Source organism: Methylorubrum pseudosasae, from assembly GCF_029504475.1.
In the GTDB taxonomy this organism is placed as follows: Bacteria; Pseudomonadota; Alphaproteobacteria; order Rhizobiales; family Beijerinckiaceae; genus Methylobacterium; species Methylobacterium extorquens.
The window spans coordinates 5246096-5259079 of record NZ_JAQGDU010000002.1; the positions used below are offsets into that span (position 1 = coordinate 5246096).

The window sequence follows — 12984 nt, forward strand, 5'->3', positions numbered from 1 at the left end:
GCATAAAGGAATCATCGCAATGGCGAACACCGCTTCCCCCCTGCAGACGACCGGCGCCAAGGGCAAGATCACCCAGGTCATCGGCCCCGTGGTGGACGTGCAGTTCGACGACCACCTGCCGGAAATCCTGAACGCGCTCGAGACCCGGAACCAGGGCAGCCGCCTCGTTCTCGAAGTCGCGCAGCAGCTCGGTGAGAACACCGTCCGCTGCATCGCGATGGACACCTCCGAGGGCCTCGTCCGCGGCCAGGAAGTCCGCGACACCGGCGCGCCGATCAAGGTGCCGGTCGGCCACAACACGCTCGGCCGCATCATGAACGTCATCGGCGAGCCGATCGACGAGGCCGGCCCGATCCAGTCGGACACCCTGCGCGCCATCCACCAGCCCGCCCCGCCCTACACCGATCAGTCGACCGAGTCGCAGATCCTGGTGACGGGCATCAAGGTTGTCGACCTGCTCGCCCCCTACGCCAAGGGCGGCAAGATCGGCCTGTTCGGCGGCGCCGGCGTCGGCAAGACCGTGCTGATCATGGAGCTGATCAACAACATCGCCAAGGTTCACTCGGGCTACTCGGTCTTCGCCGGCGTCGGCGAGCGCACCCGCGAGGGGAACGATCTCTACCACGAGATGATCGAGTCCAACGTCAACAAGAACCCCAAGGAGAACGGCGGCTCGGCCGAGGGCTCCAAGTGCGCGCTGGTCTACGGCCAGATGAACGAGTCCCCCGGCGCCCGCTCGCGCGTCGCGCTCACCGGCCTCACCATCGCCGAGGACTTCCGCGACCAGGGCCAGGACGTGCTGTTCTTCGTGGACAACATCTTCCGCTTCACCCAGGCCGGCTCCGAGGTCTCGGCGCTGCTCGGCCGCATCCCCTCCGCGGTGGGCTATCAGCCGACGCTCTCCACCGACATGGGCGCCCTGCAAGAGCGCATCACCACGACGACCAAGGGCTCGATCACCTCGGTGCAGGCGATCTACGTGCCGGCCGACGACCTGACCGACCCGGCGCCCGCCGCCTCCTTCGCCCACTTGGACGCGACCACGACGCTGTCGCGCTCGATCGCCGAGAAGGGCATCTACCCGGCCGTCGACCCGCTCGACTCGACCTCGCGCATGCTGTCGCCCGCCATCCTCGGCGAAGAGCATTACGAAGTCGCCCGTAAGGTCCAGCAGACGCTGCAGCGCTACAAGTCGCTTCAGGACATCATCGCCATCCTCGGGATGGACGAGCTGTCGGAAGAGGACAAGCTGACGGTGGCCCGCGCCCGCAAGATCGAGCGCTTCTTCTCGCAGCCCTTCTCGGTGGCCGAGATCTTCACCGGCTCGCCGGGCATCCAGGTGCCGCTGGAAGACACCATCAAGGGCTTCAAGGGCCTGGTCGAAGGCAAGTACGACGACCTGCCCGAGGCGGCGTTCTACATGGTCGGCACGATCGAGGACGCCCAGGAAAAGGCCAAGAAGCTCGCGGCCGCCTAAGGCATCATCCCGAAAGGTGGTTACCGGCTTTCGGAACAAGATGATGCAAGAACAAAAGGTTAGAGCATTGTCCTGGATCCGATATCCAGGACAATGCTCTAAGGCACGGGCGCGGGAACGATCGTAAACGCCAAGGTCGTTCTCCTTCTCGTCGGCGTCGTGGTCGGGGGCCTCGTCGGCTACCTGACCCGGCCGCAGGCCGCCGAGCTCAAGCTCGGTCCGCTCAGCGTCGAGATCCAGGACAAGGACTCGGCGGTGGGCGCACGCGGCGGAGAGCTGACCACCGGCCAGCTCCAGCATGTGGGGCTGTTCGCCCTGATCGGCGCCGTGATCGGCTTCGGAGCAGGCTTCGTCGCCGACCGCAGCCGGCGCTGACATCCAACCTCGGGACCTGATTGACGATGGCCACCTTCCACTTCGATTTCGTCGGCCCCGAGCGGACGCTGTATTCCGGCGAAGTCGAGGCCGTGCAGCTTCCCGGCTCCGAGGGCGAGATGACCGTGCTGCCGGGCCACGCCCCGGTGCTGACCACCCTCAAGGTCGGCGTCATCACCGTCACGGAGACGACCGGCAACGGCATGCGCATCTACGTCCAGGGCGGCTTTGCCGATATCGGACCGAAGAGCGTGACCGTTCTGGCCGAGCGCGCCGCGCCGATCGAGGAGGTCACCCCCGGCATGATCGACCGGGAGATCGAGGCGGTGGAACTCGTCCGCGACGCGACCCAGGATCTCGCCAAGCGCGAGGCGCTGAACGCCCAGATCGTTCAGATGCAGGAAGCCAAGAACACGCTGAGCCGCTGATTGTCGTCAGAGCTTCGGATTTTGGAAGGCGCTGGGAAACCGGCGCCTTTTTTGTTTTTGCGGCCGGGTCGTGCGCGGAGGCTGCCGGGAGGGCCGGCTATGGCGCTGCCGCGGCTTCCAGCGCCCGCGCGATCAGCCGCTCGCGCGCCTGCGCATCGTCCGGGCATCCGCTGGCGAGCCAAAGGTCTCGGGCCGCCCGCAACCCGGCACCGACCGCCCGGCCCGGTGCGACGCCGCGCGCCACGAGGTCGGCGCCTGTCACCGGGAGGACGGGGCGCGTGCCGGCGGCTTCCATCCGGTCGAGCACGGCGCGCGCGTCCGGCGTCACGCGCGGGCGCGGCTCGCCGTCGAGGGCGATCAGCAACTCACGCAGGGGCCCGGCGCCATAGGTGGCGACGAGAGCCGGCACTGCGTCGGCCTCGATCACCGGCCGGTCGTGCAGGGCCGCGAGGGCGGTGGCGTAGCCGGTGAGGCGCGCGTGCTCGGCCCGCGACAGACGAAGGCTCGCCTGCAGCCGGTCCGCGTCCTCGATCGTCCGCACCGCGAGCGCGGCGAAGCGCGCCGTGGCGTCGAGGCGCGGCTCGGTCGCTGCACAGCGGGCGAGCCGGCCCAGTTCGCCGACGCCGCCGAGGATGCGGAGGAGCAGCCCGGTCGCGCTCAAGATCGCCACCGCATCGACGGCGCGGGGCGCCAGCAGCAGCTTCAGGAACTCGGCGCGCACCCGCTCCCGCGAGAGCCGGTCGAGGCTGTCACGCGCGGCGACGGAGGCGGCGAGGCCCTCCGCGTCCGGTGCGCCGCTCCCGTAGCGGGCGTGGAAGCGGAAGAAGCGCAGCAGCCGCAACGCATCCTCGCGCAGGCGGGTCGCCGCGTCGCCGATGAAGCGCACCCTACCGGCGGCGAGGTCGGCGACACCCCCGGTCGTGTCGTGCAGGCGCCCCTCGGCATCGAGCGAGAGGGCGTTGATGGTGAAGTCGCGCCGCTCGGCATCGCGAACGAAGTCGCGGCCGAAACGCACCACCGCGTGGCGCCCGTCGGTCTCGACGTCCTCGCGCAGGGTCGTCACCTCGTGCGGCTCGCCGCCGACGATGAGGGTGACGGTCCCGTGCTCGATCCCCGTGCCCACCGCCTTGATCCCCGCGGCGCGGGCGCAGGCCATCACGGCCTCGGGCCGCAGCGTGGTGGCGAGGTCGATGTCGGCGACGATGGTGCCCAGCAGCGCGTCGCGCACGCAGCCGCCCACGAGACGCGTTTCCTCGCCCGGCGCATCGAGCGCCGCAAGGCAGGCTTGCACGCCCGCCCGCGCCAGGAGGCGGGCCGGCCCGTCCGCGACCAGCGGCGGGGCAAGGGGCGGGGCAACGGATGAGGGCAGCGTGTCGGTGATCATCGGAAATGGCCCGGCACCAGCCGGCCGTTCTCGAAGCGCGGCAGCTCGTAGCCGTCGTGGGTGCGCTGCCCGGTCAGACCGACCGTGACGAGGGAGGCAATGACGATGAACAGACCGGCGAGGATCAGCCGCGTCCAGTGCGGCTTCCACTCGGCATGGTCGAGCGGCGAGCGCCGGGCGAACAGCAGCCAGCCCGCGAAGGCCAGGAAGGGCAGGGAGAACAGGAGGATTTCCTGAAGGACGAGGCGGAGCATGGATGGCGCAATCTGCGAGGGGCCGTGGGGCGCCCGTCAAGCGTCGAGGCGTTCAGGGATCAAGACGGTCAGGGATAAAGGCGTTCTTGGAGGTTGTGCACGATCCCTGCCGTGACGCCCCAGATCAGGTGCTCGGCGAAGGGGATGGCGTAGAAATAGCGCGTCCGGCCCTTCCATTCCGCCGAACGGACGAGATGCCGCGCCGGGTCCATGAGGAAGGCGAGCGGCACCTCGAACACGGCCGCCACCTCCGCCGGGTTCGGCCGCAGCACGGCTTCGCGCGCCACGAGCCCGACCACCGGCATGACGAGGAAGCCGGTGCCGGAGAGATAGGGATCGAGATAGCCGAGCGGGCGCACGGCGTCGCTCTCAAGCCCGATCTCCTCCCAGGCCTCGCGCAAAGCGGTGTCGATCGGCGTGGTGTCCTCGGGATCGACCTTGCCGCCGGGAAAGGCGACCTGCCCCGAATGGTCGCGCAGATGCGCCGCCCGCTTCGTGAACAGCAGCGTCGGCCCCTCGGGACGGTCGATCACAGGCACCAGCACCGCCGCCGGCCGGTGCGGCGTGGCCGGCGCAACGGAAAACCCCTCCGGCTGGAGGTCGTGGTCGCCGCGCGGGTTCGACAGCGGCACGCCCGGCCCCGGTGGCACGTGGCTCAAGCGGGTTTCCGCCCGCGCCAGGAAGGCGTCGAGGCCGAAATCCTCCGCGAGCCCGTCCGCCACGGACCCGGCCGCCGCCTCGGACAGCCTCACGCCGCCTCGGCCGGGGCGATGCGGTGGAAATGCCCTCCGGCCCAGAGCCCGAACCACCGCTGCCCGTCGATCTCGCGCTCCTCGCCCATCTCCACGAGATCGTAGGTGAGGGGGCGGGTGACCAGGGCCCAGAGGTCGCGGCGGACATGGAGGTAGGGCTTGAGGCCCTCTGCCCCGTCCTCGAAGCGCAAGCGATGCTCGGCATCGGCCGAGACGAGGTCGTCTACGTTGGTGCGGAAAGCGATGCGGCGGCCTTCGCCCTCGCCCTCCACCGCCATCTCCACGGCTGCGAACGCCGCATCCTCGACGGTGATGCGGACTTTCTCGGCCGGTGTGACGAGCACGGTCGAACCGTCGGGCTCCTTGCGCAGGATCGAGGCGAAAAGCTTGACCAGCTTCGGCCGACGGATCGCCGAGCCGTCGTGGAACCACGTGCCGTCGGCGGCGATGCGGATGTCGATCGTGCCGCAATGCTCCGGATTCCAGCGCTCCACCGGCGGCAGGCCGCGTTTGCCGATCTCGCCGAGGGCGGCGCTGAGGCGGGCGAGCGCCGGATCGTCGGGTGTGCTCTGGGTCATGACTTGTCGCCGGGCTTGTCCCGCAAAACCTTCCAGATTCCCGTCACCGCCGCCAGAGGCCGGCCGCCGCTGGTGAGCGTGCCGCGCACGAAGACGAGGGACGCGGTTTTCCGCACGATCTCCGGCACCGTCTCGATCAGGTCGCCGATCTGGGCCGCGCCGACGAACTGGCTCGACATCTCGATCGTCACGGCGCGTGCCCCGTCACAGGCGTCGCGCACGACGATGCTGAGCGCCCGGTCGGCGAAGGTGAGCAGCATGCCGCCATGGACGATGCCGACGAGGTTGCCGTGCCGCTCGTCGGTGCGGAAGGCGAACGCTTTCGTGCCCTCGACCGTCCGGTGATAGACCGGCCCGACATGGGCGATGAAGCCCGGATCGGTGAAAGCCTCCCACCCCTCGGGGAAGGCCGTGCGCTCCTCGTCCGTCATCCGGTCTCGCCTTCCTCGGGGCGGGTGCGTTCCGCCCGCGATGCACGATGTCGCGGGCGTCCTGCCCGCCGCGTCTGGAGCGCCCATATAGTGCCGATTTGCCGCGCGGCAGCGCCGCGCTTGCGTTCGGCCTGCGTTCGGCGCCAGACTCCGCACTTTCCGGGCCTCCGCGCCCGGCCATCGCAAGGTTCACTTCATGGCACAGGGCGCCGGATCGGCTAGCACGACGAGCCTCGACGACGGGATCGTCGCCACCGCCGAAACCTGCCTCGCCGCGATCGAGCAGGCGCGCGAGGCGATCCACGGGGTCATCTTCGGGCAGGAGAAGATCGTCGATCTGGCGCTGGTCACGATCCTGGCCGGCGGCCACGGCTTGCTCGTCGGCCTGCCGGGTCTGGCCAAGACCAAGCTGGTCGAGACGCTGGGCACCGTGCTCGGGCTCGATGCCCGCCGCGTGCAGTTCACGCCGGACCTGATGCCCTCCGATATCCTCGGCACCGAGATCCTCGACGAGGATGCCGAGCGCCGCCGCTCCTTCCGCTTCGTGAAGGGGCCGGTCTTCACACAGCTCCTGATGGCCGACGAGATCAACCGCGCCAGCCCGCGCACGCAATCGGCGCTGCTCCAGGCGATGCAGGAGCATTTCGTCTCGGTGGCGGGCGAGCGCCACGACCTGCCGCGCCCCTTCCACGTTCTGGCGACGCAGAACCCGATCGAGCAGGAGGGCACCTACCCGCTGCCCGAGGCGCAGCTCGACCGCTTCCTGTTGGAGATCGATGTCGGCTATCCCGACCGCGCCGCCGAGCGCCGCATCCTGATCGAGACGACCGGCGTCGAGGACGCGCGGGCCAAGACCGTGATGACCACTGAGCAATTGCTCACGGCCCAGCGCCTCGTGCGGCGCCTGCCGGTGGGTGACGCCGTGGTCGATGCCATCCTCGACCTCGTGCGCTCGGCGCGGCCCGAGGGCGGCGATCCGTCGGTTGCCAAGAAGCTGCTATGGGGGCCGGGCCCCCGCGCCAGTCAGGCGCTGACGCTGGCGGTGCGCGCCCGCGCGCTGATCGAGGGCCGGGTCGCCCCCTCCGTCGCCGACGTGAAGGCCCTGGCCGAGCCGGTGCTCAAGCACCGCATGGCGGTGACCTTCGCCGCGCGGGCCGACGGCGAGACGGTGACCGGCCTGATCGGCCAGCTCGCCGCGAAGCTCTGAGCCCGCCGCGGATGGCCTCCACCCGGCTCGTCGAGGCCGAGAGCCGCCGCCCCGGTGGCCCCGAGACCGGTGGCGCCCTGGCGCTCGCCGAGGTGATGCCGCGGCTCGTGCTCGAATCGCGGCGCGTCTCCGGCACCCTGGCGCACGGCCTGCACGGGCGCCGCCGCGCGGGGCCGGGCGAGAGCTTCTGGCAGTTCCGCCCCTTCGTGCCCGGCGAGGCGGCGGCCCGCGTCGACTGGCGCCGCTCCGCCCGCGACGACCGGCTCTATGTGCGTGAGCGCGAGTGGGAGGCGGCCCACAACATCTGGATCTGGATCGACCGCTCCGCCTCCATGGGCTTCGCCTCGAGTCTCGCCCAGACCTCCAAGATCGAGCGGGCGCTGGTGCTGGGCTTGGCACTCGCCGACACCTTCGTCGAGGGCGGCGAGCGCGTCGGCCTGCTCGGGCTCACCCGTTCCAGCGCGACCCGCGGCATCGTGGAGCGGCTTGCCCAGGCGCTCGTGAACGACCGCGCCGGCCTGACCCAGGATCTGCCGCCGGCAGCCACGCCCGGCCGGTTCGACGAAGTGGTGCTGATCAGCGATTTCCTCACGCCGCTGGATCGGGTGCGGAGCGCCGTGCAGACGATCTCGGCGCGCGGCACCCACGGCCATCTCGTGCTGGTGGCCGATCCGGTGGAGGAGACCTTCCCCTTCACCGGCCAGGCGGTGCTGCACGATCCCGAGGGCGGCCTCAGCCTCGATATCGGCGAGGCCTCGGCCTGGGGCGAGGCCTATCGCACCCGCATCGCGGCCCATCGCGACGGCCTGTCCGAGATCGCCCGGCAGCGGGGCTGGACGCTGACGATCCACCGGACCGACCGGCCGGCGAGCGAGGCGGCCCTGCGGCTGCTGACTCTCGTTGCCGCCGCGCGCGGCCTCGGCTGAAAGGCGAAGCGCATTGTTCGGAGTTCCGCTCACCTTCGCCGCCCCCCTCGCGCTGGCCGCCCTCGTCGCGCTGCCGGCCTTGTGGATCCTGCTGCGGGTCACGCCGCCGCGCCCGCAGCGCATCCACTTCCCGCCGCTGGCGCTGATGGCCGACCTGCTGCCGAAGCGCGAAACGCCGGCCCGTACGCCGCCCTGGCTCCTGGCCTTACGGCTTCTCGCCGCCGCTTGTCTCATCCTCGCCGTGGCCGGGCCGGTGTGGAATCCCGGCGGCATCGGCGCTGCGTCGGGGCGCAACCCGCTGCTCCTCATCCTCGACAACGGTGTCGTCGCCGCCCACGACTGGCGCGACCGCCTCCGCGCGGCGACCGACGAGATCGAGGCCGCCGCCCGCGACGGTCGCCCGGTGGCGCTGGTTGCCAGCGCCGAGCCCCCCGCGCCGTTCGAGGCGAAGGCCCCGGCCGCCGCGCTGGAGCGCCTGCGCGCGATCAAGCCGCGCCCGCATCTCGGTGACCGCGGGGCGCATCTGGCCTCGATCGGTACCTTCCTGGAGCGGGTGCCCGGCGCCTCGATCGTCTGGATCAGCGATGGCGTGCGCGGCGTCGGCGAGGCCGATTTCGCCACATCTCTCGGCGAGATGGCGGCCCGCCACGGCAGCGCGGTGACCGTGCTGAAGGCCGAGCGCTCCCCGGCGCTGGCGCTCGAAGGCTCCCCGGTGCAGCCGGGCGAAAAGCTCTCGGCGCAGGTGCTGCGGGCCGAAGGCAACGGCCGCGACGCGGGGCTGGTACGGGCGCTCGACCAGAAGGGCCTGCCGCTCGCTGAGAGCCGCTTCACCCTGGAGCCGGAGGCGCGTGAGACCCGTGTCAGCTTCGACCTGCCGGTGGAGCTGCGCAACGCCATCGCCCGCCTCGAGATCGAGGGCGAGCGCTCGGCCGGCGCCGTGGTGCTGATGGATGAGCGCGGCAAGCGCCGCCGGGTCGGCCTCGTCTTCGGCGGCACCCTCGATCAGGCCCAACCGCTGCTCGCGCCGACCTACTACCTCGCCAAGGCGCTCACCCCCTTCGCCGACGTGCAGCAGCCCCGCGGCGGCCAGGGCACGGCCGAGTCCATCGGCCAGATGCTCGACAATCAGGTCTCGGTGCTGGCGCTCGCCGATGTCGGCGCGCTCGACGAGCGCACCCTCGCGCGGGTCGAACAATTCGTGGACGAGGGCGGGCTGTTGCTGCGCTTCGCCGGTCCTCGGCTCGCCGCCGGCAACGATCCGCTCGTGCCGGTGCGCCTGCGCCGGGGCGGTCGTTCGCTCGGCGGCACCCTCTCTTGGGACCGGCCGCGCACGCTCGCGGCCTTTGCCCCCGAGAGCCCCTTCGCTGGCCTGAACCCGCCGGCCGATATCGGCGTGCGCCGCCAGATTCTCGCCGAGCCCGACGGCGACCTGCCGGGCAAGACCTGGGCGGCACTCGAGGACGGCACGCCCATCGTCACGGCGCAGAAGCGGAGGCAGGGGCTCGTGGTGCTGTTTCATGTGACCGCCGACACGACGTGGTCGAACCTGCCGCTATCGGGGCTGTTCGTGGACATGCTGCGCCGGGTGGTCGGGCTCGCCGGCCCCTCGGCCAAGCTCGGCGAGGGCGACGGCCGGCCGGCGAAGGCCGCGCTGCTGGCGCCGCGCCTGACCCTCGACGGCTTCGGTGCGCTCGGCTCGCCGCCGGCGAGCGCCACGGCCGTGCCGGCCGATTTCGCCGACCGCGCCGGCCCCGAACACCCGCCCGGCTTCTACGGCACGGCGGAGGGCGGCATCGCCGTCAACGCGCTGGCGCCCGGCGACCGGCTCCAACCCCTCGACCTCACCGGCCTCAAGGGCGCCCGCACGGGTTCGCTCGCGGGCGCCGAGACGCTGGATCTGCGCGCGCTGCTGTTCACCCTCGCGCTGGCCCTTCTGGCGCTCGACACCCTGGCCGGCCTCTGGCTCGGCGGATTTTTTCGAAAGTTCGGTCGAGGTTCACACGGGAAGGCGGCGCCGGCCGCCCTCCTTCTGCCGGTTTTGCTCGGCCTTGCGCTGGTCTTCGCCCCGCCTCCGGCACAGGCGCAGGACTCGGCGGCCAACCGGCCGAACGGCATCGAATCGGCGCTGGCCACCCGCCTCGCCTTCGTGGTCACGGGCGACGCCGCGACGGACACGGCGAGCCGTGCGGGCCTGTCGGGCCTGAGCCAGATGCTGGCCGCCCGCACCGCCCTGGAGCCCGGCGAGCCCGCGGGCCTCAATCCGGAGAAGGACGAACTCGCCTTCTACCCGCTGATCTACTGGCCGATCGTCGCCGGCCGTCCGCAGCCGAGCGAGGCGGCGATCCGCAAGATCGACGCCTTCATGCGCAACGGCGGCACGGTGATCTTCGACACCCGCGATGCCCAGACCGCCCGACCCGGCGGCCCGCCGAGCCCGGAAGCGGCGTATCTCCGCAAGATGCTCGCGACCCTCGAAGTGCCGGAGCTGGAGCCGGTGCCGGCCGACCATGTGCTCACCAAGGCGTTCTACCTGGTGGATTCCTTCCCCGGCCGCTTCGGTACCGGCCAGACTTGGGTCGAGACGATTCCACCCGCGGGCGAGGGCGGCGAGCGCCGTCCGGCCCGGGCCGGCGACGGCGTCACCCCGCTCATCATCACCGGCAACGATCTCGCCGCCGCCTGGGCGGTCGGCCGCAACGGCGAGCCGCTCTACCCCGTCACCGGCGGCGACCAGCGCCAGCGCGAGATGGCGTTCCGCGGCGGCATCAACATCGTGATCTACACCCTGACCGGGAACTACAAGGCCGATCAGGTCCACGTGCCGGCCTTGCTGGAGCGGTTGGGACAGTGATTTTTTCCGCGCGACGTTCCGACATCGCCCTCCCCCCTCTGCGGGAGAGGGTGGCCCCCGAAGGGGGTCGGGTGAGGGGAGCGCCGCTTCCGGAAGGGCCTGAGCCGGCCCCTCTCCCGGCTGCTCCGCAGGCACCCTCCCCCGCAGAGGGGGGAGGGATTTTCGTAGTTTCCACTGAAGGCCCCGCCCGATGCTGAGCCTCAGCTTCACCCCCCTCGTCCCCTGGCCGGTGCTCGTCGGGTTCGGCGTGCTCGCCGTGATCCTCGCCGTCGTCGCGGTCCTCGCGCGTGGGCGCACGGCCCTGTTGCGGGCGGTGGCGCTCGGCCTCGTCATCGCCGCGCTCGCCAATCCCTCGCTCGTGCGCGAGGACCGCGACCCGGTGAAGGACGTGGTGGCCATCGTCGTCGATCGCTCCGGCTCGCAAAGCTTGGGCGATCGCCCGGCCATGACCGATGCGGTGAAAGCCGAGCTGGAGCGCCGCTTCGGCGCGCTGGCGAATATAGAGCCCCGCTTCATCGAGGTCGGCGACGCCCAGGGCGGGGAGGGCGACGACGGCACCAAGCTGTTCACGGCGCTGACCCAGGCGCTCGCCGATGTCCCGCCGGAGCGGATCGCCGGCGTGGTGATGCTCACCGACGGCGTGGTGCACGACATCCCCGCCTCGCTCGAAGCGCTCGGGCTCAAGGCGCCGCTGCATGTTCTCGTCACCGGCAGGCCGGACGAGCGCGACCGTCAGATCAAGATGCTGGAGGCGCCCCGCTTCGGCATCGTCGGCCGGGACGTCACCTTGCGCGGCGAGGTGATGGAGCGCGGCGGCACCGGCACGGCGACCGTTACCGTGCGCCGCGACGGCGAGGAGATCGACCGGCAGAGCATCGCGACCGGCGTGCCGTTCTCGCTCACCACGCATATCGAGCATGGCGGACCGAACGTGGTCGAGATCGAGGTCGAGCCGCTGCCGGGCGAGCTGACCACGGTCAACAACCGCGCCGTTCTGCCCATCGAAGGAATTCGCGAAAAACTGCGGGTGCTGCTCGTCTCCGGCGAGCCGCATCAGGGCGAGCGCACCTGGCGCAACCTGCTGAAGTCGGACGCCTCCGTCGATCTCGTGCACTTCACGATTCTCAGGCCGCCGGAGAAGCAGGACGGCACCCCGATCTCCGAACTCTCGCTGATCGCCTTCCCGACCCGCGAGCTGTTCGTCCAGAAGATCAAGGATTTCGACCTCATCATCTTCGACCGCTACGCCAACCAGAGCGTGCTGCCGTCCGCCTATTTCGACAACATCGCTCGCTACGTCCGCGAGGGCGGTGCGCTCCTCATCGCCGCCGGGCCGGAATTCGCCGGTCCCGCCAGCCTCGCCCGCACCCGGCTCGCCTCGATCCTGCCGGGCGATCCCTCGATGAAGGTGGTCGAGCAGCCGTTCAAGGCGACGCTCACCGAGACCGGCCACCGCCACCCCGTCACCCGGGCGCTGCCGGGCTCGGAGGCGAATCCGCCGGCCTGGGGCGACTGGCTGCGCATCGTCTCGGCGCAGACCCGTCCGGGCGTGCAGCCGATCCTGTCGGGCGCCAACGGCCTCCCGCTCTTGGCGCTCTCGCGTGAGGAGAAGGGCCGTGTCGCCCTGATGCTGTCCGATCAGGCCTGGCTCTGGGCCCGCGGCTACCAGCAGGGCGGCCCCTATCTCGATCTGCTGCGGCGCCTCGCCCACTGGCTGATGAAGGAGCCCGCCCTCGAAGAGGAGGCCCTGCGTGCCCAGACCACCGGCCGGGGCCGCGAGGTCCGCGTCGAGCGCCAGACCATGGCCGAGGAGGCCGGCCCGGTCACGATCACCGGTCCGACCGGCAAGGAGCGCAGTCTCGACCTGTCGAAGGCCGAGACCGGCCTGTTCACCGCGACCTTCGAGGCGGAGGGGCTCGGGCTTCACACCATCCGCTCGGGCAACCTCGTCGCCTTCGTCAGCGTCGGCCCGGCCAACCCGCGCGAACTCGCCGACGTGTTCAGCGATACCGACCGGCTGAAGGGCGTGGCGGACGGCTCCGGCGGCACGGTGCGCCGGGTCGCGGCGGCCGGCGGCGGCATTGAGGTGCCCCGCCTCCAGATCACCCGCGGCGGCCGTCTGGGCGGCGCCGACTGGATCGGCTTCCGCCCGAGCGACAGCGCCACGATACGCGGCGTCGAGGTCTATCCCCTCGGCATCGGCCTGTGGGCGCTGGTGGCCCTCGCCGCCGCCGTGCTGGCGATGTGGCTGGTCGAGGGACGGCGCGGCCGCGCGGTATAGAGCCTCGGTTCGAGCTCGGGCGCATCGCTCCAGATACGGT

General features: G+C 71.3%; 12 protein-coding genes. 7 read left to right on the forward strand and 5 right to left on the reverse strand.

The annotated features are described in order from the left end of the window. Positions 1-19 precede the first annotated feature (19 nt). The 3 genes from atpD to M2437_RS25705 all read left to right on the forward strand — a co-directional run bounded on the left by atpD (position 20) and on the right by M2437_RS25705 (position 2280). The gene (atpD, locus tag M2437_RS25695) at positions 20-1477 is read left to right on the forward strand and encodes a F0F1 ATP synthase subunit beta (RefSeq protein ID WP_003597665.1); all 1458 of its coding nucleotides are present in this window, start codon (positions 20-22) and stop codon (positions 1475-1477) included. Between the two features lie 159 nt (positions 1478-1636). Next, positions 1637-1852, forward strand: a complete 216-nt coding sequence (locus M2437_RS25700) for a hypothetical protein (protein ID WP_253389062.1) — start codon at positions 1637-1639, stop codon at positions 1850-1852. Positions 1853-1878: 26 nt separating this feature from the next. Continuing rightward, positions 1879-2280 carry a F0F1 ATP synthase subunit epsilon gene (locus M2437_RS25705; RefSeq protein WP_003597663.1) on the forward strand — a complete coding sequence of 134 codons (402 nt, stop codon included), beginning with the start codon at positions 1879-1881 and terminating at the stop codon, positions 2278-2280. Between the two features lie 97 nt (positions 2281-2377). Here M2437_RS25705 and M2437_RS25710 read toward each other — a convergent pair whose 3' ends face one another. From M2437_RS25710 to M2437_RS25730, 5 genes are all read right to left on the reverse strand, one after another. Next, positions 2378-3664 (reverse strand): CCA tRNA nucleotidyltransferase, encoded by a 1287-nt coding sequence (locus M2437_RS25710; RefSeq protein WP_253389063.1) that lies wholly within the window; start codon positions 3662-3664, stop codon positions 2378-2380. Continuing rightward, on the reverse strand, positions 3661-3918 hold the full coding sequence (locus M2437_RS25715) for a DUF6111 family protein (protein ID WP_056112025.1): 258 nt from the start codon (positions 3916-3918) through the stop codon (positions 3661-3663). Before M2437_RS25715 ends, M2437_RS25710 begins: the two co-directional genes overlap by 4 nt. A 68-nt stretch (positions 3919-3986) precedes the next feature. Next, positions 3987-4670: a CoA pyrophosphatase gene (locus tag M2437_RS25720; RefSeq protein WP_253389064.1), complete on the reverse strand. Its 684-nt coding sequence runs from the start codon at positions 4668-4670 to the stop codon at positions 3987-3989. Further along, the gene (locus M2437_RS25725) at positions 4667-5248 is read right to left on the reverse strand and encodes a DUF1285 domain-containing protein (protein WP_082291575.1); all 582 of its coding nucleotides are present in this window, start codon (positions 5246-5248) and stop codon (positions 4667-4669) included. The genes M2437_RS25720 and M2437_RS25725 overlap by 4 nt, the downstream gene beginning before the upstream one ends. Further along, positions 5245-5679, reverse strand: coding sequence for a PaaI family thioesterase (locus M2437_RS25730; protein WP_003606720.1), 435 nt, complete (start codon positions 5677-5679; stop codon positions 5245-5247). Before M2437_RS25730 ends, M2437_RS25725 begins: the two co-directional genes overlap by 4 nt. Before the next feature lie 196 nt (positions 5680-5875). Here M2437_RS25730 and M2437_RS25735 point away from each other — a divergent pair, with 196 nt between their 5' ends. The 4 genes from M2437_RS25735 (at position 5876) to M2437_RS25750 (ending at position 12944) form a co-directional block, all read left to right on the forward strand. Next, a complete protein-coding gene (locus M2437_RS25735) occupies positions 5876-6886 on the forward strand; it encodes an AAA family ATPase (protein ID WP_012253080.1) in 1011 nt (336 codons plus the stop codon). Positions 6887-6897: 11 nt separating this feature from the next. Further along, positions 6898-7812: a DUF58 domain-containing protein gene (locus tag M2437_RS25740; RefSeq protein WP_253389065.1), complete on the forward strand. Its 915-nt coding sequence runs from the start codon at positions 6898-6900 to the stop codon at positions 7810-7812. 13 nt (positions 7813-7825) lie between these two features. Then, on the forward strand, positions 7826-10663 hold the full coding sequence (locus tag M2437_RS25745; RefSeq protein WP_253389066.1) for a DUF4159 domain-containing protein: 2838 nt from the start codon (positions 7826-7828) through the stop codon (positions 10661-10663). A 190-nt stretch (positions 10664-10853) separates the two neighbouring features. Then, the gene (locus M2437_RS25750; protein ID WP_253389067.1) at positions 10854-12944 is read left to right on the forward strand and encodes a hypothetical protein; all 2091 of its coding nucleotides are present in this window, start codon (positions 10854-10856) and stop codon (positions 12942-12944) included. Positions 12945-12984 lie beyond the last annotated feature (40 nt).

What these genes read in the sequence shown, in the direction of transcription:
- atpD (WP_003597665.1), top strand. Translation starts at nt 20, where the DNA reads ATGGCGAACACCGCTTCCCCCCTGCAGACGACCGGCGCCAAGGGCAAG.
- M2437_RS25710 (WP_253389063.1), bottom strand. Translation starts at nt 3,664, where the DNA reads ATGATCACCGACACGCTGCCCTCATCCGTTGCCCCGCCCCTTGCCCCG.
- M2437_RS25735 (WP_012253080.1), top strand. Translation starts at nt 5,876, where the DNA reads ATGGCACAGGGCGCCGGATCGGCTAGCACGACGAGCCTCGACGACGGG.
- M2437_RS25725 (WP_082291575.1), bottom strand. Translation starts at nt 5,248, where the DNA reads ATGACCCAGAGCACACCCGACGATCCGGCGCTCGCCCGCCTCAGCGCC.
- M2437_RS25740 (WP_253389065.1), top strand. Translation starts at nt 6,898, where the DNA reads ATGGCCTCCACCCGGCTCGTCGAGGCCGAGAGCCGCCGCCCCGGTGGC.
- M2437_RS25730 (WP_003606720.1), bottom strand. Translation starts at nt 5,679, where the DNA reads ATGACGGACGAGGAGCGCACGGCCTTCCCCGAGGGGTGGGAGGCTTTC.
- M2437_RS25750 (WP_253389067.1), top strand. Translation starts at nt 10,854, where the DNA reads ATGCTGAGCCTCAGCTTCACCCCCCTCGTCCCCTGGCCGGTGCTCGTC.
- M2437_RS25705 (WP_003597663.1), top strand. Translation starts at nt 1,879, where the DNA reads ATGGCCACCTTCCACTTCGATTTCGTCGGCCCCGAGCGGACGCTGTAT.
- M2437_RS25715 (WP_056112025.1), bottom strand. Translation starts at nt 3,918, where the DNA reads ATGCTCCGCCTCGTCCTTCAGGAAATCCTCCTGTTCTCCCTGCCCTTC.